Here is a 17,309-nt window from a genome sequence, read left to right on the forward strand (position 1 = left end):
CACCTTTTCGATTTCACTTTGCTGAAGTCCTCTTCCGTCATATATTCACATAACATCTGTGATTATAAATAAAAGACGGAGGTGAAGATGGATTCGGATCTCGATGAGCTGTCGCGGCAATCACGACAGCGGCGATTGTTGCTGCAAGCGATTGCAGGTGCCGCACTCACCGCAGGCCTCGGCGCCAGTGGGCGCACGATGGCTCAAACGGCACCCGCGGCCTCATCCTCGATACTGGATGTTGTGATCATTGGGGCGGGATTGTCCGGGCTTACATCCGCCAGGGATCTTCAGGCCGCCGGCTGCGAATCGTTTGTTGTCCTTGAGGCCCGTGATCGTGTCGGTGGCCGCACGTTTAACCATGATCTGGGCAATGGCGTGATCTCGGAGGCTGGGGGCCAATGGATCGGCCCCGGTCAGACGTCGATTGCGGACCTGGCCAGACAGCTCGATGTCGCAACCTTCCCCACGTATTACAAGGGCAAGGCGGTTTATCTGATGGACACCGTAAAAGTCCAGGAAGATGTCAGCGATGGTCCGAACTCCAATACTGAAATCGTCGGAAAACTCAACAAACTCGCTGAAGGCGTCCCCGCCAAAGCGCCCTGGAAAGCCAAGGATGCGGCTGCGCTCGACAAACTCTCGATTGGCCAATGGCTGGCCGGGCAAGGCATCAGCAACATAGACAAGATCGGCTTCAATATGTCCGTGAGTCTCACCTTCGGCACCACGCCGGCGGGTATGGGCCTTCTGCATTACCTGGCGATGATCAACTCCTCGGACTGCCGCCTCGAAAAGCTCGAAGGTATCAAAGGTGGCGCACAGGAATCACGCCTGGCGGGCGGCTCTCAAACCCTTAGTTTGAAGATGGCTCAGGCTCTGGGAGACAAAGTCCGGCTAGCGTGCCCGGTGCGCAAGATTGTCGGTTGGGATCGTGATGTCGTCGAATTGCATACCGATCAGGGGGTCATCCTTACTCGACAGGTGATCGCCGCCTTGAGCCCGGCGTTGTGCAATCAGATCATCTTCGATCCCCCTCTCCCCTCCGGGCGTGCCGCGCTGCAGCGCAATTGGCCGGCCCACTCGCCAATGCGCAAGACGGTGCACGTCTATGAGCGACCGTTCTGGCGCGACCAAGGCCTCAACGGGCAGATTGTGCAAGTGGAAGGCCCCCTGATCTGGGCCTTTGATAACTCCCCTGCGGACGGCAGCCTGGGTGTGCTCAGCGGCTTCATCAGGACCGGGCAACTCCCCCATGACCCCAGGGCGGCGCAGGACATCTTGTCGGCGATCTACGCCAAAGCCATGGGAGAACAAGCCCTGAATCCGATCCAGTTCCATGATATGGACTGGGGCAAGATCGATCCCTGGACCTTGAGTTGCATTTCCCCCATGCCCCCCGGTTTCTGGACTCAATGGGGCGAATACCTGACGCCCGCTGTTGGCCGCCTGATCTGGTCTGGTACCGAGACCGCGGAAATCTGGGCCGGGGCAATGGACGGCGCGATCCGCGCCGGACATCGGGCAGCGATGGAAGCGTTGCAGGCGTTGCTGCAACCAGGGAGTAACGCATGATGAAGCGGACAATAACGATTGGCGCCATCGTCGTGACCACGGCCTTGGCAGCATCAATAGCGATCTACGGACCAGAACTGTGGGCAGGCTATCGTTTCATGAATGCCGTCGACCAGCATGACATTGAATACCAGGCCAATGGCGGTGCCTGGCCACAGTTGCAGGACACCTGCGCACTGTGCCATGGCGCTAACGGCCAGCCCAGGGATGCCCAGTATGCAGCGCTTGCGGGGCAGCCCGCGACATACATCGAAAACCAGTTACACGCGTTCGCCGAGGGACGCCGCCACAGTGCACAGATGGAGCCGCTGGCGGCAAATCTGACGAACGAGCAGATCAAACGACTGGCCAGCTATTTCGCCGAACAGAAACCAGGCGTAACTGAAGGCTCGGGGAAGGATGATGCGCTTGACCAGCAAGGCCAGCGAGTGGTCGTCGCCAATGGATGTGCCGCCTGTCATGGCGAAAGACTGTCCGGCGGCCCGCTGGCTCCGCGTATCGCGGGGCAAGGGCAGCTTTATCTGACCGATCAACTGAACGCGTTCAAACGTGGCCATCGTACCGATCCGACGCAAGCCATGAATGCCATGGCGGCCGCCTTGTCCGACGAGGACATCAAGGCCGTGGCGCATTATCTGGCCAACGTCGCCCCCTGATGCTGCTCGGGCAAGGATGCCCCCGCCCTGCCCAGTATTATGCAAAAAGCCGCCAGAACGGCGGCTTCAGGTACCTCAAAAAAGACTTCTCAGCGAGCCTGCCAAAGCGCCGTTGTTTCCTTCGAGCGCTCCAGCGCGCAATACGCGTAATACAAATGCACCAGCAAATAAGCCCAGGTCGTCAGCGCAAGCACATAAAAGTTCAGCAGCACATTGGTGGCATCTCCGGGGATCTTGTAGAAGTCGTAGATGCACGCAATGGTCAATGAGGCGAGCATGCCAAGCATCACTCCGATCGCGTGCAGCGACTCCCCAACGGTTACCAGCCGTACCGCGAAATACACCAGGTAGACCGAAAACCCCAGCCACATCAGTATGTAGAAATACGCCAGGAGCGTGACCAGAACATTGGCGGAAATCAAAGCGAATGTGCCCACCAGGGCGGCAGTAAACATCATGAGCTCCTTGCGCACAGAGGGCTTGTAGCCATGCGTCACCGCCATCAGCCCGAGAACCGTGATGATCGGTATCCCGAAGGCTCTGGAGAACGCGTCGCAAAAGTATGAAATGAGGTACGAATGCTCTGATCCCGTTAGATAAAAGATCAGGAAGTTTGTCGCGGAAAAGGCAACCACAAACCACTCGAGAGCCAGCAACAGGTTTCTTCTTTTCAGAAACTTGATGCCGAAGGTCAACCCAGTTGCGAGCAACAAGAAACAAGCAAGGCACAGCACAACAGTTCTCGGTTCCATGACGATAGCCTCGGTACAGCTGATAGGAAATTTGATGCATTAATGGGCTTGAGGAGCCAGTGCAGCGAGGTAAGCCGCTATCGCTTTGCGCTCATCCGCTGACAGCGCCGCCGTCATGGCTTTCATTGCGCCACTGGGCTCGTTGCGCTCGCCGGCGGCAAAAGCGTTGAGCTGGGCCAAAAGGTAACCGTGGCCTTGCGCAGCCAGCCGCGGGAACGCAGCCTGGCCCATCAGTTGGGCGCCATGGCAGGCTGTGCAGCCTCTGGTTTGCACCAGTTGTTTGCCCTTTTCCTTCAGGCCTTCGTCAGGGCTGAAAGCTGCATTGGCATCGACGGATTGCCGGGCGTAGAAATTCGCCAGCAGATCAATTTCCTCGTGGCTGAGGGTCATCGCCAACGGCTCCATGTTGGGTGCAAGCCGTTGGCCACTGGCAAAGTTGCGCAACTGCGCAGACAGGTACGCGGCCGGTTGACCCGCCAGGCTCGGATACGTCGGGTTCAGTGAGTTACCGTGGCTGCCATGGCAACCTGTGCAGGCATCGGTCAGATGCGGCCAATGCCCGCGTTCGACCTGGTAGGCCTCGGTGGACGTGGTGATGTAACTCTGCAGACGATAGAGATCGAGCAGGTCACGCCCGAAAACCGCCAGCAGTACGGCAATGACCGCGATAACGCCAAGCGCTATGATTTTTTTCATTGTCGCCTCCTATGCCCGACGCAACGCGTTGAGCACCTGTAGAGCGCTGTGGTGTCCGGCGCGTACGGCACCGTCCATGTAGCCTGCCCAGATGTCCGCCGTTTCGGTGCCCGACCAGAACAGATTGCCGCAGGGTGGGCGCAGTGCCTCGCCGTGTGTCGACCAGAACCCCGGGGGAATCGGCGACACGCAAGTGATCGTCCAGGGGTCGAAATGCGCCCAGTCGTGATCGTGGTAAGAGACGGGTTCAAGCGCTTCGTCCCCCAGCGCTCGCGCATAGATTTCGGTCTGCACGCGCTTCGCTGCTTCGGGGTCGGCGGGTGCTGCTGCATTCAAGATGAATGCATTGATGACTCCGATTTCACCGTCAGGCGGCGAGTTGTCGTAAGCCCAGATGACCGGTCCGCCAACCTGGATGATATGGCCATTCAAGCCTTTATCCCGCCAGAAAGGCCGCGGGTAGACCATCGCCGTCTTGCGTGCCGGCGAGTGCGCCGGCCAGGCGCGTTGCAGGGCGGCGCGGGCTTCGGGCAGGGGTGGATCGAACTGCAAGCGTTGGCACAACGCGGGATGAATCGCCATGATCACCCGTCGGGCACGTATCTCGCCCTGATCCGTTTGCAGCCTGACGATGTCGCGGTTCCAGTCATCAATTCTGCGCACCGGACAGGACAAGCGAACCTTGTCTCCCAACAACTGCGCCATCTTGCTGCTGAGAACCTGCGAGCCACCGACGATACGTGTGCCCTGCGCGCTGTCCTTGATTGAGTCAAGCCGCATGTATTCGCAACCGGCCGAGTTGATCATCGACAGAAAATGCAGAAAGCCCATCTTTGCCGGCGTGACACCGCAGGTCAGAAGAAAGCTGGCATTCCACCCTGCCCGGTCCTCAGGCTTGATATTTTGGCGAGCCAGCCAGTCTCCTGCCGAGAGTTTGTCCAGTTCGGCAACCCTCGGGGATTTCCATGGCGCGCCACATGGCACGTCCCGCGAAAGCTCACTGAGTTTTGCCGACACGCCTTCATCGGTGCCGAACGTGCCTTTCAAATCAACGGCAACACGTCCGTCACCGCCGAGAATGACGGTTTCCCCGTCATAGAAACTGGGAAAGGTACTGACCTCAAGCTCTCGGGCGAGATCCGCTACGGCTGTTTGTCCCGGACCGATCCACTGCCCGCCGGCTTCAGAGATATGGCCCGACCCCAGATCGTGATTGAGAGTGCGGCCACCTACACGATCGCGTGCTTCAAGCACCAGCAGAGACTCACAACCCGCCAGGTGCAGATCGCGGGCGGCGGTCAGACCGGCGATGCCGGCACCGATGACCACCACGTCGACCACATCCTCCGTGTTGCCTTTGACCAGCGCATCGGCCGCACCGGCCAGGCCGATATTCAAACCCATCGTCCCCACCGCTGCGGTGGCACCGGCCAGTTTGAGTAATTGTCTTCGCTTTAAGTCCGCAGGGGCGTCAGTACTCATATTCGATGCCTCACATAACGTTATTGTTGGATTGAACGCTCTTGGCAGAGCGTCGGTGCGGCAGTAAAAAGCGGTGGCAAACAAGCAAATATCTCTTTTGTCTTCCTGCAGGCGAATGCCTGCCGGGCCAATGACTTCAAGGCCAGTGCCACCGCTGAAATCAGCGTGTTCTGTCGTCCTGTACGCTTGGTTCTATGCGCCCTCGACCGCTAGTGATGCGGGTGCGCGACTTTGCGATTGGTGTATTCGTCCAGGATATGTGCGCCCCCCAGCGCCACATTCACGGCGCACCACTGCAGCGGTTCGGGCAATGTTTTCGGGGTTTTGTGACGCAAAGCGGCGAGCAGCGGATGCTCGATACCGCCGATTCTTTCCGCCAGCAGATGTCCGATAAGCGACTGCGACGCGACGCCGTGCCCGGAGCAACCTGCGGTGTAAAGGATGTTGTGGTGAGTTCCGGTTTCACCCACCACCGGCAACGCGTCGTAAGCCATGCTGACATAGCCACTCCAGCACGCTTGAATACCGATACCGCGTAACGTCGGAAAACGTACTCCAAGTGTATTTTCCAACGCTCGGTAGGTGACCTCATCGGGAAGGTTCGGCGTTTTCGATCCGTAGGCATAACCGAGCCGTTTGGTGGTCAGCAACAACGTATTGCGCGCCGTCAGGCGATGGCTTTCCATCACCAGATGTGGCGTGGTCAACCCTTCCCGCCCTGCCCAGCCCAACGATGCCAACTGCTGCGAGGACAACGGCTCGGATTCGATCGCCGACACCCGAAATGGAACGACCTTATCGCGCAGAAGCCCCAGTTGCGGCGTGTAGGCATTGGTGGCAAGCACCAATATCGGCGCAGTCGCTCGGCCGAGTGGTGTTTGACAGGTGATCGTCGGCCCGTCGGAATACGACACCAACCGGGTATTTTCATACAACCGCACCCCCGCCTGGAGTGCCGCCCGCCGCAGCCCCATCACGTATTTGCCGGGGTCCAGCGTACCGCCGTGACGTTGCAGGCAGCCAAACAGAAAGGCCGGTGGAATGCCCCGGGCACGCATTTGCGCCTGATCCAGAAACTCGGTTTGAGAGCCCAGCTCGTGCCCCACTGCCATGCTTTTGCGCAGTTTTTTCTCCTGCGACGGATGGATGCCCGCCCTGATGATGCCAGAGGCGTTGTAATCGCAGTCGATACCCAGCTCGCGCAAGCGGCCTTCGACGTAGCCGACAGCTTCGTCATAGAACCTGACGATGTTTTTCGCTTTTTCATGACCGACACGCTTCAAGAACAACTCGAACTCAATGCCGATGCTCCCACCCAGGTAACCGGCATTACGACCACTGGCGCCGAAACCGGCGAAGGACTGCTCCAGGACGATGACTTTCGCCCCCAGTGCCGTAAGCTCCAATGCGGTGGACAGGCCGGCAAACCCGGCACCGATCACAATGACATCCGCGCTGACATCGCCTTCAAGCTCGGGTTGCAGGTCAGCCGGACTCTCGACCCAACCACCCAGCCGACGGAAACGGTCGCCGGTAGAGTGGCTTTCCAGCTCTTGCGTTTGATAGGTCATGGACATGTGATGCGCTCCTATCGACTCAGGATGTGAATAGCGACGGCAGCTTCCTCGACACCTTGAAGACCGCCGCCGTTTTCCTGGATGGCGTGCCGCGCACCGGGGACCTGGCGTGCGCCGGCTTCCCCGCGCAACTGCGCGGTCAACTCGTACAACTGACCGATCCCCGTAGCCCCCAGCGGGTGACCTTTGGATTCCAGCCCCCCAGAGGTATTGATTGGCAGGCGGCCACCCAGGGTGAAATCGCCGCGTTCGGCACACAGCCCACCCTCCCCCAGTGGTGCGAGCCCGAGGTTTTCCGCCTGGATGATCTCCCCCATTGCCGAGGCGTCGTGTACTTCGGCCACATGCATGTCTTGCGGGCCGAGGCCGGCGATCTCGTAGGCCTCAAGCGCCGCCAGCCGGCTGACGTGCTTGTGCGGCTCGTCCAGCCCCCGCAGAGTGAAACTGCGGATCACGCTGGCGGCAATCCGCACACAACGTTTCGGATCGGCACCCATGCGTTTGAGTCCCGCCTCGGTACAGAGAATCGCGGCGGCCGCGCCGTCGGATAACGGCGCGCACATCGGCAACGTGATCGGATAAGTGATCGGCGGCGCCGCCAGAACTTCTTCGATGGTGTAGGTCTTGCGAAATTGCGAATACGGGTTGTGCACCGAGTGTTGATGGTTCTTGGCGCATACCGCCGCAATCTGGCGCTGAGTGGTGCCATAGGTCTTCATGTGCCAGCGACACATGGCGGCATAGATAGCCATGAACTTGCTGTATGGACGATCAGACTCCGAGCCAGGCGGTACAACGATGCCCTCGCCCATTTTCACCAGCGTCGCGTAGTTTTCCTCGGCGGTGGAAACATCCCAGCCCGTTTCGAACAAGGCCAATGCCCGCAACTTGTCAGGCACGTTCATTTTCTCGGCGCCCAATGCCAATACCACGTCGGCCGCCCCTGAGCGCAAGCTCTGCACCGCCAGATGAACTGCCGTACTACCCGAGGCGCAGGCGTTTTCAACGTTGTAGACCGGTACACCTTCGATGCCGATTTTGCTGCATAGCACCTGCCCCGGAATCGACAGTTGCCCTTGAAGATGACCGTTGGTGATGCCGGCGTAGAACACCGCGCCGATATGGGCGCGCGAGGCACCGCAATCCACAAGTGCGCCTTGCAAGGCTTCCAGTGCCAAGTCCTGAAGACTGCGCTCCAGGTGGCGACCGAACTCGGTCATGGCAATGCCGGCGATATAGATAGGTTCCATCAGATCATTCCCCTCAGATGCACCGATCAACGTCTTGCCAGTAATGGGCACGCAGATCTTTTTTCAAAACCTTGCCCACCGGGCTGCGTGGCAATGCGTCAATGAAATCCACGGTTTTCGGCGCCTTGACCGAGCCGAGCCGGGTCTTGCACAGCTCGATCAACTCCTCGGCTGTGACGCTATGCCCAGCGCTCAACTCGACCACGGCCTTCACGCCCTCGCCCCACTGTTCATCCGGCACACCGATGACGGCGCAGTCCTGCACGGCCGGATGGCTCCAGAGCACTTGTTCGACTTCACTGGGGTAAACGTTGAATCCGCCGGAAATGATCATGTCTTTCTTGCGGTCGGTAATATGCAGGTAGCCGTGCGCATCGAAGTGACCGATGTCGCCGGTGTGCAGCCAACCATCGATGATGGTTTCTGCAGTCTTCTGCGGGTCCTGGTAGTAGCCCTTCATCACCAGGTCACCACGTACACAGATCTCCCCCGTTTCACCTTGCGCGAGAATGTCCCCTGCGTCGCTGAGGATCTCGACGCGAATCAGCGGATTGGGACGACCGACTGATGACAGACGTTCATCCGATGCCAGTCGTCCACCTTGCAGATGCTCGGCGGGCGGCAGGTTGGAAATCGAAGCCGGGGCTTCCGTCTGGCCGTATCCGCCGGCCATCACCGGGCCGAAGGTCTCGATTGCTTGTTTGAGCTTTTCCACCGACATCGGTGCCGCGCCGTAGAGGAAGTACTTCAGCGAGCTGAAATCGACCTTCTGCGCCAGATTCGGAACATCCAGCAGTCGATAGATCACCGTCGGTGGCAAAAAGGTCTCGGTGATCTTGTACTTTGGAATCATGGCCAGCATCAGTGCCGGATCCGGCTTGGTAATGATCACCACCGTACCGCCCCGGGAGGTGCACGGCAGGGACAGCGTGCCGGCGGTATGGGTCATGGGCGCCGCCGCCAGGTTGACCGGCGGGTGTTCATCCGCGTAAGGGAAGCTGATCATGAAGTGTGCGCAGAACGTCTGGATGCTGCGATTAGTGTTCATCACCCCCTTGGGCAGCCCCGTTGTGCCACCGGTTGGCGAGAGCGCCACCACATCGTCGAGGTGATACTCGACCTTGGGTGGGGTGACCGGCTGCCCCTCGACCCAGGATTTGAGCGACTGCGCCTTGGGCAGGTGCTCGTCGATACAGATCCACAATCGGATTTTCGGCAGGCTCGCGCGCAACGCGTCGATGATCGGCGCGAACTCTTTCTGAAAAAACAGCACTTCGCAGTCGAAGGCGTCAAGCACGTGACGATTCTCTTCGGCGCTGTTGCGCGCCCCTACGGGAATCCAGCACAGGTTGGCGCGCCAGAGTCCCAGAGTGCAGGTCCAGGCCACGGCATCGTTGGCCGACCAGATGGCGCCTTTGGTGCCGCTGGGCAAGCCGGCAGCCAACAGCGCATTGGCGATCCGGCAGGACAAATGGCGGACTTCGGTGAAGGTGAACACCCGATCATCCTGGATGTACGCCGCGCCGTGCGGATTGATCCGCCAGCCACGGTCGAAGAAATCGATAATCGCCATGTCGGTCACTTCACAATTGGGTAATGGTTGCGCGAGCCAGGCCACGCTGCTCGAGGAAACCCAGCAGGTAGCGATGACCGAAGGCTTTGGAGGCTGAGGCGAAACCGGTTTTGGCGGTGTCGTTATTCAACAGCTTGACCACTGCTGCGACATGCAAGGCCCCGGTGGCGATGTAAGGCGTGATGCCGTGCACGGTCGCTCGCACGGCCGTCAGTTGACCGCGTCCGATAGCGAAGTCGACGGTGCGTTGCAAGGTGCTGCGCTCACGCGGCGGCATGCTCGGGGTGGTCGATTGCACGAGACTCTGGATCACTGCGTCCTGCTGTTCTTTGGGCAGGTGCTTGTATTCGGCTTCCCACTTCTCACCTAGACCGTGGACCATTTTCATCACCGGGTTGTCGTAGAAGCCGACACAGGACATGCAACTGCGCACCCGGCCATCCTCTTCGAAGAACACCGGTAGCGAGGTGCCGCCCCAGGGCAGGCAAAACACGGCTTCCAGCAGATCGGGGCAGACCACGTTGAAGCTGGCATTCGGCGCATAAGGCACCAACTCCTTCTCCCACAGGTAGGCACCGGGATAACGTACGCCTTCGAAAATGGTCGCGGTTGACCCAACGGTTACACCGGCGGCACCGGTCCGTGGGCCACGGGTCAGCGTCGCCGTTTCCAGCGAATCGACGCCCGGAGTTTCCAGGGCCAGCTCGGCGGCGATCTCGGCGTAGGTGTACATGTACGCCAGCGATGGCGACAGCAGCAGCCCGGCCTGGCGATACAGCTCGCCGAACTGATCACGCAAGGCACAAATGTGCGCTTGCTCCCCGGCCGGGTCCAGATAATGACAGCCGGCTTTCAATGCCGCTTCAACGGCGGTCAGGCCAAAGTTGATGAATGGGCCGACCGTGTTGCAGACCACTCGCGCCCCTTTGAACACTGAAACCAACGCGTCGACCTCATGGGCACACTCAATGATTTCGTAAGTGGCCGACTCAAGGCCGACGACGCGTTGCGCCATCATTTCCTGAGCACGCGCGGCGTTGCGTGCCACGGCGGTGAACGGGATGCGCTGGTCGATCAACCAGTCCATGATCAGCATGCCGGTGTAACCACTGGCGCCATAGACAACGACAGGATATTTGGCCATCGGGGTTTACCTCATTTGTTGTTTTTGGATGAGTGATGTCGGGTGAATCTTCCGGATCAGTTGTTCGCCCAGCCTTCGGCATACAGCTGCTGGGCCAGCAGCCCCAGACGCATGGTCAAGACACGGTTCTCACCGTCCTCGATCAATGAGGACTGGGTGTCACGCAACAGTTTTTCGATCGGGTATTCACGGGTGGTGCCATTGCCGCCGAACAGGCGGAACGCTTCTTGTACGACGGCCATTGCCTCTTCGGTCACCGTGACCTTGGCGGAGGCTGTCGCGTAGGGATGGGTTTGTGGCGACAGGCGCGCGAAGCTCAGTGAGCGTCGCGCGACCGCACGGGCAGCCTCGACACGGCGCAACATTTCGCCCAGGCGCAGACGCGTCATCTGGTGGTCGATCAACGGATGCCCGCCCTGGCGGCGCTCATGGCAATACTGCAGGGTCATCTCGAACGCGGCGCGTGCGACGCCGGTGAACACCTGGCTCATGTGGGTTCCGGCAAACGACCAGGAGGAGCTGACGGCGCCGTAATAGTTGTCTCGCTCGGCGATGGCAAAGCGGCGCGGCACTCGCACGCTGTCGAAGTAGATTTCGCCTTGCGGCAAGGAGCGCTGGCCGATCTTGTCCAGCGGCTTGCCTTTGGATACGCCTTTGAGGTCGAGCGGAATGATCAACGCAATCCCGTGCGGCCGGCCATTCGCATCGTAAAAACCATCACCGTAATCAGCGCAGACCAAGCCCAGGGCGACCTGTGCGATAGCACCATTGGAGACCCACGCGGAGCTTTGGCCATTGAGGATGACTTCATCGCCGACCACTTTGGCGGTCAGGTTGCCAATATTGCCGGGTTTGCCCGCTGGCCAGTCTCGAGCCATGTCAAAGATCTGGTTGTCGCTGCCACGGTCGGGCTGGGTGGCCATCCAGCAGCCGATCCGGCCTTGGCAGAGCTCGACCAACTCGGCATTGCCAGCAGCGATGGCCATTTGCAGAGGGAAGTCGGCGCAGCCCAACGAGACCGCCAGGCCGGCATCCCCCCATCCCAGTTCTTCGCCGATCAGTGATTCGATCCGCACCGCCATGTCCGGCGGCAACTGTGCCAACAGGGCCGGGTCGAGGCCGAGCTTGGCGAACTCGCCGAACAATGAATAGTAAGGCGAACCTGGGGCAATGACTTCTTCGGGGGTCATGCGGTCCAGTTCACGACCCAATGGCCGCAACACCTCTTTGGCGAAGCGATGGACGGAGGCCTGAATCGCAGCCTCCTCTTCTGTCAGCGGGGTTTCGAAACCGGAAAGTCCGGCGGCTGGCAGTGTCAGTGTCGACTTGAGCGAGATCATCAGAGTACCTCCATCGAGAGTGGCAGGCCGCTGCGCTTGCAACGTTCTGCGTCTTGTTATTTGTCATCGACTCTAACAAGCGGAATTATTTAACGCAACATCCGTTATGTTTATTATTTTGAGCCCGCAAAGACTTCTTCAGGCACGGGAAAACCGGCCGGAAATCAGCAGTTTGTTTGAGAAAAATCGCGCTGAACTGCCGGGAAACCGGTATAGCGCCGGCCTCCCAACATCCACGCGGGTATCAGCGCCGAGAAACGACGCCTCTACGGGAAAACACGATCGGCGAGCCATCCCCGTTCAGCAATGTCGCCGTGAGCGAAACCCCGTCGCCGCTGGGTTGCTCATGGAAATTTTGGCCACCGTCGTCACTGCGCACGAGCAAGCCGTCGAGCCCTACCGCAATGACTGTCTGCCCGGAAACATCGATGGCGGTGACCGAGCTCTTGCTTTGCAGCGGTACGCGCTGCCAGCGTGCGCCGTCGGCGGAGCCGTGCAGCAACGTGCCGCGTTGTCCGCCCACCAGCAACGAGCCGTCGCCCAGCACCGCCCCGGTCCATAGCGTGCCGCTGTAACCGGTATCCAGATAGCGCCAGCGCTTGCCCTGATCGTCCGATCGCAACAACTGCCCGCGTTCGGCGGTGGCGTACAAGTGCCCTTCCCCATCGGCAAACAGCCCCATCAGATTCAGGTCGGCACGAGTCGATCCAGGCGGTGCGTCAAGTTTCTGCTCGATCCAGCTATTGCCGCCGTCATCGGTAGTCAGCACCAGCGACCACAGCCCCACCGCCACCCCCTGCATCGGATTGAAGAAATGCACGGCAAACAGTGGCCGATCTTCTGCACTGGCCAGGCGCTGAACCTGCCAGGCGTCGCCACCATCGCGGGTGGCGAGAATGGCGCCCCAATGACCAACCGCCCAACCCTGCCTGGCGTCGACGAAGGACACACCGGTCAAAGGCGTGGACAACGGCACGGAAGCTGCCTGGCGCAAATGCCGGCCATAATCGTCCGACAGCAGCACCACACCGTGATCACCGACGGCAACGGTTCGCTCCCCAGCCCTGGCGACGCTCAACAGTGTGGCCGCACTGGCGTTGGCCGTTTGTGTCGCCGGTACGGCCGACAAGGGCGAAGCCTGCAACAACGCCGGCAACATCAGAACGAGTAAAGAAATCAGGTTTCGCATCGCAGCCTCCTCAATGCACCAGTGAGCCGATCAGACGCACAGGGCGCCGCCGCGGGAATGTACGCTCCAGCCACACCGCGAACGCCGGGAGAACGGTCATGGCCATGACCATGTTGACGAGGAACATGAAGGCCAAGAGCTTGCCCATGTCTGCCTGGAACTTGAGATCGGAAAACGCCCAAGTGGCGACGCCCACCGCCAGGGTGATGGCGGTGAAAATCGTCGCGACGCCGACCTCCAGCAACGCGAGTTCGACGGCTTTGTTGATCGGCTGGCCGAGGGCCTGGTGCAGTTGCAGACGGTTATAGATGTAGAAGGCGTAATCCACGCCGATACCGACGGCCAGTACCATGACCGGCAACGTTGCGATGGTCAGGCCGATTTGCAGTTCCTTCATGAACCAGTAGCCGATGAAGGTCCCCAACGTCAGCGGCAGGCAACAGACCAGCACGGCGCGCCAGTCGCGGTAGACAATGAACACCAGCAGCGCGATCGCAGCGTAGACGTAAAGCATCATTGGCAGCTCGCTGCGCTCCACCTCTTCGTTGATCGCCGCAATCACCCCGGCATTACCGGACGCCAGACGTATACTCACGCCGGGCTGAGTGAACTGGCTACGGAACGCCTTGGCCGCGGCGATCACTCGGTGAATGGTCGTCGCCTTGTGGTCGGCGAGAAACAGATGCACCGCAGTCATGCTGCAATCGGGCCGCATCAGGCCGGGCACGCGAGCCACCTCGGCGGCCATCGACGAGTAATTGGTCGGGTCGATGGGCACCGCGTTCATTTTCGGGTTGCCCTCGTTATAGCCCTCGTTGAACTGTCGCAGGCTGTTGGAAAACGAGGTGACCGACACCACACCAGGCACACCTTGCATGGCCCAGACAAAGCGATCCTGGTACTGGCCGAGCGCGACGTCTTCGCAGTCGTTCGCGCCGGCTTCGACCTTGACCTCGAAGACCACACTGAGCCAGTCCAGACCGATGTCGTAATTGTTGGCAATCGACACCGCATCCCGATTGAAGCGTGCGTCCTCGCGCAATTCCGGTGCCCCGGCCTGTAAAGAACCGACGACTCGATCATGGCTTTGCCAGGCTGCCATGACCAAGATCAGCACGGCCATGCCCAACACCCAGCGTACATTGCGCCATTCGCTCAACCGGGCAAATCCGTGCAACCAGCGGGCGCGGCGCTGGCGAGAAATTTCCTCGGCAGTGGCATACCCCCCCTCCACCCGCAGCATCGAAGCGACGACCGGCAGCATTACCAGATTGGTGACGATCTTGAATGCCACCCCGAGCGAAGCAGTGATCGCCAGTTCTCGCACCATCGGAATCGGGATCAGCAATAACGTCACGAACGACACCAATGCGGTGACCAACGCCAGCGTGCCGGGGATCAGCAACCCTCTGAAGCTCGCCCGCGCCGCGCCTTCCACCGACATGCCGCCGGCGATCTCGCGGATGATGAAATTGATCTGCTGCACGCCATGGGACACTCCAATGGCAAACACCAGAAACGGCACCAGCACTGCCAACGGGTCCAGTCCATAACCGAGCAGACGCAAGGCGCCGAATTGCCAGATCAGTGACACCAGTGAACAACCCACTGCCAGCAAGGTGAAGCGCAGCGAATGGCAGTACCAGTACACCGCAGCTGCCGTCAGCAGCAAGGCCAGCAAGCAGAACGCCAGGACCGCCGAAGCACCAACGGCAATGTCGCCAATCTGCTTGGCGAAACCGATGATCTGGATCTCGAAGTCCTTGTCCTCGAACTGATTGCGAATCTGTTGCTCAAGTACCCGGTTGTACGCCACATAGTCGAGGCGCTGCCCGTCTGCGTCGAACTCGTTGAGATCCACGGTGATCATCGCGCTGCCCTGGTCGCGGGCCACCAGCGTGCCGATAAAACCGCCCTGCGCCGTCGAGTTGGCGATCATTGAGATGCTCGCCTCATCGAGACTTTCGGGCGTCACTGTCCCTGGCACCAACGGGTCGGCACGAAACCCCTCTTCGGTGATTTCGTTGACGAACGCGTTGGGTGTCCACAACGAACGCACACTGCTGCGCGACACGTTGGGCAGGAACATCAGCGCCTGGGTGACGTCGTAAAGACGCTTGAGCCCGGCCTGGCTCCAGATCGTCCCCTGGCGAGCCTTGACCACGACCGTCAGCCGGTTCGCGCCGAGCAAGTCATTGCGATAGGTCTCAAAGGTTTCGATGTATTCGTGGCCAATGGGCAACTGCTTTTCAAATCCGGCTTCCATGCGTAACTGCACGGCAAACCAGGCCATGCCCAGGGTGAACATCGCCAGAGTCAGCAGGGTCAACCGGCGGTGAGAGAACAACCATTGTTCGATGCGCGGCAACACGCCGCGCACCTTGGTTTCCTTCATTTTCAGGGAACTGTTCACGGTACGCCTCACAGGGTTCGGGAAACCACAAGGCCGACATAATCGCGATCACGCAGCAGTTGATCGTAAGGAGTCTTGCCGCCCATGAACTTTGCGTAATTGGCCGAGATCTGCCAGCTCGCAGGATTGCGCACGAAGTTGAGGTACAGGTTCATGCTGCTGGCATCTTCGGTGAAGGTCGCCGACAGATTGGGGGTGCGTCCCTTGATCGATCGCGAGTAGAACACTCCGGGCGTGACCTGCCAGCCGGGAATCAGCGTGTTGTCATAGGTCAGGCTCAAATCGAGGCTGATGCCGGAGGAGGTTTTGTTGCCCTTGGCGCTCGGTGCAACGGCCGGGTCCAATTGCCAGGTATTGAGGCCGGCGGCGATCGGTTCGCCGGCGTAGTCGTTATGCAGGCCGGGGTATTTCACGACCACCAGTTCGCTCAGCAAGGTTCCGGTGCTGGCGCCGGTGAAGTCGAGCAAAGTCGGCGAGTTGGACGGCGTCATGCTGTAGATACCGGTCAGGTGCCATTGCAGCTTTTTCTGGTCTTTCCAGCATTTGCCACCGTTGCTGGCACAGGCGTCGATGACCGGGTTGAGCGGTACCGCATCCTTGGGGCGATATGACAGCTCGGTGCCCAATGCCCAGTCGCCGACCGGCATGTTGGCGCTGACACCGTACATCATGCGGTCCTCTGGATACTCCCAGGTCTGCGCCACGGCGAAGGTTTGCGGATCCAGCACCTGCACGGCCAGTGACGGCAGCTTGTCGTGATAACGCATCACGTACAGGCCGAGGTTCAGATCTGTATTGTCGGGTTGCCAGCGCAGCGACACGCCCCATTGGCCGCCATTGCGTGCATTTTTTTCGTCGTAACCGTAGGCGCCCCTGCCCTCGCCCAGCGCATGGGTGGTAGACCAATAGCTACCCACCGGCGGCAATTCACTTTTGTTCCAGCTGAACTGCCAATACGCCTCGATGTTCACCCCGGCGCCAAGCCCCGACGCGAGACTCAGCATCGGTGCCGGCAGCAAGGCTTCCTTGAGTTGGGTGCCCGGGCGCGACAACGCCATGACATCGTAGGCGTTGGTGTTGTTGATGCCACCGGCAGCGAACAGGCTTTCCCCCCAGTTGATCACCTGATTGCCCAAGCGCGCTCGAACACGCTGGTCGCCGACATCAAAACTTTTGCTCACCCACAGATCCAGCAGGCGCGCCTTGAACTCCAGGTCGTCCCGGGCGCTACTGGTGAGACCGTCGCTACCGACCCCTTCAGGTCGGTTGGCCGATAACGCACCGCTGGTGTCGGTCGCCGCAAAATCGCGGATCCAGCTACCGCGCGCCATGAACGTGTAGTCCTCGGGAAATTTCAGCACCAGCTCATGGGTACCTTTTATGTAGTTGGTAAACAGGTCGCCGCGGTTGTAGTTCAAGTCGCCCTGATCACCAATATTGGCGCTGGGCGCCAGGCAGCCGCCGGGTGGATTGTGCCCGCCGGGGCTGCTGGTGATGAGGTTGCAGCCGCGCGATTCGTTGCGCAGCCCCATGCCCACGGCAAGGGTGGAATCGAATGAGCCACGAATGTTTTCGGTTTCAAAGGTGAACGCCATGGCAAATGGGGTTGCACACGCAATAACAAGACCTGAGGTTCTACTGATTATTTTTTTCATGTCTGTT

Annotated in this window: 13 protein-coding genes; 2 read left to right on the top strand and 11 right to left on the bottom strand. The window is 59.9% G+C overall.

Annotated features, from left to right (window positions below):
• Positions 1 to 87 precede the first annotated feature (87 nt).
• Both ACQRBV_RS21520 and ACQRBV_RS21525 read left to right on the top strand, forming a co-directional pair.
• Entirely contained in the window at positions 88 to 1,575 is a 1,488-nt protein-coding gene (locus tag ACQRBV_RS21520; protein ID WP_411984137.1) for a flavin monoamine oxidase family protein, read from the top strand.
• A complete protein-coding gene (locus tag ACQRBV_RS21525) occupies positions 1,575 to 2,231 on the top strand; it encodes a c-type cytochrome (RefSeq protein WP_411984408.1) in 657 nt (218 codons plus the stop codon). The genes ACQRBV_RS21520 and ACQRBV_RS21525 overlap by 1 nt, the downstream gene beginning before the upstream one ends.
• A gap of 89 nt (positions 2,232 to 2,320) precedes the next feature.
• Here ACQRBV_RS21525 and ACQRBV_RS21530 read toward each other — a convergent pair whose 3' ends face one another.
• The 11 genes from ACQRBV_RS21530 to ACQRBV_RS21580 form a co-directional block, all read right to left on the bottom strand.
• Positions 2,321 to 2,983 carry a hypothetical protein gene (locus ACQRBV_RS21530; protein WP_411984136.1) on the bottom strand — a complete coding sequence of 221 codons (663 nt, stop codon included), beginning with the start codon at positions 2,981 to 2,983 and terminating at the stop codon, positions 2,321 to 2,323.
• Positions 2,984 to 3,022: 39 nt separating this feature from the next.
• Positions 3,023 to 3,679: a c-type cytochrome gene (locus ACQRBV_RS21535; RefSeq protein WP_411984135.1), complete on the bottom strand. Its 657-nt coding sequence runs from the start codon at positions 3,677 to 3,679 to the stop codon at positions 3,023 to 3,025.
• 9 nt (positions 3,680 to 3,688) lie between these two features.
• Positions 3,689 to 5,161 (bottom strand): flavin monoamine oxidase family protein, encoded by a 1,473-nt coding sequence (locus tag ACQRBV_RS21540; RefSeq protein ID WP_411984134.1) that lies wholly within the window; start codon positions 5,159 to 5,161, stop codon positions 3,689 to 3,691.
• A 209-nt stretch (positions 5,162 to 5,370) separates the two neighbouring features.
• Complete coding sequence (locus ACQRBV_RS21545; protein WP_161548079.1) at positions 5,371 to 6,738, bottom strand: NAD(P)/FAD-dependent oxidoreductase; 1,368 nt, start codon at positions 6,736 to 6,738, stop codon at positions 5,371 to 5,373.
• An 11-nt stretch (positions 6,739 to 6,749) separates the two neighbouring features.
• Complete coding sequence (locus ACQRBV_RS21550) at positions 6,750 to 7,988, bottom strand: thiolase family protein (protein WP_161548080.1); 1,239 nt, start codon at positions 7,986 to 7,988, stop codon at positions 6,750 to 6,752.
• A 13-nt stretch (positions 7,989 to 8,001) separates the two neighbouring features.
• Entirely contained in the window at positions 8,002 to 9,561 is a 1,560-nt protein-coding gene (locus ACQRBV_RS21555; protein ID WP_411984133.1) for an AMP-binding protein, read from the bottom strand.
• Between the two features lie 10 nt (positions 9,562 to 9,571).
• Entirely contained in the window at positions 9,572 to 10,705 is a 1,134-nt protein-coding gene (locus ACQRBV_RS21560) for a saccharopine dehydrogenase family protein (RefSeq protein ID WP_161548082.1), read from the bottom strand.
• A gap of 56 nt (positions 10,706 to 10,761) precedes the next feature.
• A complete protein-coding gene (locus ACQRBV_RS21565) occupies positions 10,762 to 12,045 on the bottom strand; it encodes an acyl-CoA dehydrogenase family protein (RefSeq protein ID WP_161548083.1) in 1,284 nt (427 codons plus the stop codon).
• Positions 12,046 to 12,289: 244 nt separating this feature from the next.
• Positions 12,290 to 13,234, bottom strand: coding sequence for a WD40/YVTN/BNR-like repeat-containing protein (locus tag ACQRBV_RS21570; RefSeq protein WP_411984132.1), 945 nt, complete (start codon positions 13,232 to 13,234; stop codon positions 12,290 to 12,292).
• Positions 13,235 to 13,244: 10 nt separating this feature from the next.
• A complete protein-coding gene (locus ACQRBV_RS21575; RefSeq protein WP_411984131.1) occupies positions 13,245 to 15,647 on the bottom strand; it encodes an efflux RND transporter permease subunit in 2,403 nt (800 codons plus the stop codon).
• Between the two features lie 8 nt (positions 15,648 to 15,655).
• Positions 15,656 to 17,302: a DUF1302 domain-containing protein gene (locus ACQRBV_RS21580; protein ID WP_411984130.1), complete on the bottom strand. Its 1,647-nt coding sequence runs from the start codon at positions 17,300 to 17,302 to the stop codon at positions 15,656 to 15,658.
• Positions 17,303 to 17,309 lie beyond the last annotated feature (7 nt).

It is taken from the genome of Pseudomonas sp. R11F (assembly GCF_050312575.1).
GTDB classification, from domain to species: domain Bacteria; phylum Pseudomonadota; class Gammaproteobacteria; order Pseudomonadales; family Pseudomonadaceae; genus Aquipseudomonas; species Aquipseudomonas palleroniana.

Bases quoted from the DNA above. Each gene is read 5' to 3' on its own strand.
- ACQRBV_RS21520 (WP_411984137.1), top strand. From the start codon at position 88: ATGGATTCGGATCTCGATGAGCTGTCGCGGCAATCACGACAGCGGCGA.
- ACQRBV_RS21525 (WP_411984408.1), top strand. From the start codon at position 1,575: ATGAAGCGGACAATAACGATTGGCGCCATCGTCGTGACCACGGCCTTG.
- ACQRBV_RS21530 (WP_411984136.1), bottom strand. From the start codon at position 2,983: ATGGAACCGAGAACTGTTGTGCTGTGCCTTGCTTGTTTCTTGTTGCTC.
- ACQRBV_RS21535 (WP_411984135.1), bottom strand. From the start codon at position 3,679: ATGAAAAAAATCATAGCGCTTGGCGTTATCGCGGTCATTGCCGTACTG.
- ACQRBV_RS21540 (WP_411984134.1), bottom strand. From the start codon at position 5,161: ATGAGTACTGACGCCCCTGCGGACTTAAAGCGAAGACAATTACTCAAA.
- ACQRBV_RS21545 (WP_161548079.1), bottom strand. From the start codon at position 6,738: ATGTCCATGACCTATCAAACGCAAGAGCTGGAAAGCCACTCTACCGGC.
- ACQRBV_RS21550 (WP_161548080.1), bottom strand. From the start codon at position 7,988: ATGGAACCTATCTATATCGCCGGCATTGCCATGACCGAGTTCGGTCGC.
- ACQRBV_RS21555 (WP_411984133.1), bottom strand. From the start codon at position 9,561: ATGGCGATTATCGATTTCTTCGACCGTGGCTGGCGGATCAATCCGCAC.
- ACQRBV_RS21560 (WP_161548082.1), bottom strand. From the start codon at position 10,705: ATGGCCAAATATCCTGTCGTTGTCTATGGCGCCAGTGGTTACACCGGC.
- ACQRBV_RS21565 (WP_161548083.1), bottom strand. From the start codon at position 12,045: ATGATCTCGCTCAAGTCGACACTGACACTGCCAGCCGCCGGACTTTCC.
- ACQRBV_RS21570 (WP_411984132.1), bottom strand. From the start codon at position 13,234: ATGCGAAACCTGATTTCTTTACTCGTTCTGATGTTGCCGGCGTTGTTG.
- ACQRBV_RS21580 (WP_411984130.1), bottom strand. From the start codon at position 17,302: ATGAAAAAAATAATCAGTAGAACCTCAGGTCTTGTTATTGCGTGTGCA.